This is a genomic window from Flavobacteriales bacterium (genome assembly GCA_013214975.1).
Taxonomy (GTDB): domain Bacteria; phylum Bacteroidota; class Bacteroidia; order DT-38; family DT-38; genus DT-38.
Genome location: JABSPR010000430.1, coordinates 1 through 1720, shown reverse-complemented (window position 1 = coordinate 1720; position 1720 = coordinate 1). Strand labels below are relative to the sequence as shown.

Sequence of the window (1720 nt, the reverse complement as noted above, 5' to 3'; positions counted from 1 at the left end):
TTTGAAACAGAAGATTTTCCTTATTTGGCAGCCAAGTATATCGAGATAGATTACGCTAGAGTTTATGCTGTGCGAGTTACTTATTTGGGTGAATTAGGTTGGGAATTGTATTTACCTGTTGAGCAAGCTGGCGATGTTTTCGATCGAATTATGGAAGCTGGAAAAGCGTTCAACTTAAGATTAGCTGGTATCCAATCGTTAACGAATCTTCGATTAGAAAAAGGGTATCGAGACATGGGTCATGATATCGATAACTTAGATACTCCGGTTGAAATGGGATTGGGATTTGCGGTTAAATTAGATAAGCCAGGAAAGTTTGTTGGCTATGATGTATTGGCTAAACAGAAAGAACAAAAGGTATTCAATAAAAGGTTAATTCAGATATTAGTTGAAGACCCAGAACCTTTACTATCTCACTGCGAAACAGTTTACCGAAACGATAAAAGGGTTGGCTACGTTAGAGCAGGTGGTTATGGTCATCACTTAGGTGGGGCTGTTGGATTGGCAATTGTTCAGGATGACGAACGCATAACAAAAGACTACATCAAAAGTGCAGAATGGGATGTGGAAATAGATGGAGTACGTTATCCAGTTAAAACTTCTTTGCGACCTATGTACGATCCTAAGTTAGAGAAGGTGAAGATCTAGTCTAATGAGATAATCGTTGCACATAACGCAAATATTCAAAATGCCTGTTGCACATATCGATTAGATACCGGCATTAGACTGTATTAGTTTCGAGGTATTATTAGACTCCTTTTTGTCTATTAAGCCTCAATTTATAACAAATGAAAAAGTATATCGCAACAATAATTATTATACTAGCAGGAATCAATTTTGCATTCAGTCAGAATAAAACCGACGATGTTTTAGGAACGTATATAACGGCAGAAGGAAAAGCGAAAAATTGAGATTTATAAAACTGCTTCTAATAAGTACGAAGGCAAAATAGTTTGGTTAAGAGAGTCTCTAAACTCTGCTGGTAAACCTAAATTAGATGTCGAAAATCCTGAGCCTGGATTGCGAAAAAGAAAAAAACTGGGACTGGTAATATTAAAAGATTTTGTTTTTGATGCAGATGATAATGAGTGGGAGGATGGCTCTATCTATGATGCTGCACGTGGTAAGACATACAGTGCATATATGTGGTCCGAAGATGGGACGATGAGCCTCAAGGGTTATGTTTTGGGTATGCCATTTTTGGGTAGCACATCTGAATGGACACTTGTTCAGAAATAATAAGCCCTGTTATTTAGGATCCCAATTGCTATCGTAAATTTAGATTATGTTGAAACGTTTGCTCCGTGTTTTGCTCAGGTTTGCTGTTAAAGGATATTTCAGATCGATTACAATAAATAACCTAGATCGGATTCCCGCTAAAGGTCCAGTGCTTTTTGTTGCAAATCATCCGAGTGCGTTCATGGACCCAATAGTGGTTACTATATATATCGATCGGATATTGCATTATTTGGCAAGAGGTGAGTCGTTTAAAAACCCTATCTCTCGATTTATATTTTCGAGGTTAAATATGATTCCTATATATCGGGCATCCACTTCTCCTGATGAAATGCATAAGAACAAAGCGGTGTTTCAAAAGTGTTATGATCACCTAGAAAATAGGGGAGCAATAATAATATTTCCGGAAGGGGTTAGTAAGACAGAGCGACGACTTAGGCCAATAAAAACAGGGGCCGCGAGAATAACTTTAGGAGTTGAAGCG

General features: G+C 37.8%; 3 protein-coding genes. All 3 read left to right on the top strand.

The features are described 5' to 3' along the window. Nucleotides 1-648: aminomethyl transferase family protein (locus tag HRT72_13365; protein ID NQY68697.1), on the top strand; the 648-nt coding region annotated here is incomplete at its 5' end. Between the two features lie 258 nt (nt 649-906). After that, nucleotides 907-1239, top strand: a complete 333-nt coding sequence (locus HRT72_13360) for a DUF2147 domain-containing protein (GenBank protein NQY68696.1) — start codon at nt 907-909, stop codon at nt 1237-1239. A 46-nt stretch (nt 1240-1285) separates the two neighbouring features. Continuing rightward, on the top strand, nt 1286-1720 hold a 435-nt coding region (locus HRT72_13355), incomplete at its 3' end, for a 1-acyl-sn-glycerol-3-phosphate acyltransferase (GenBank protein NQY68695.1).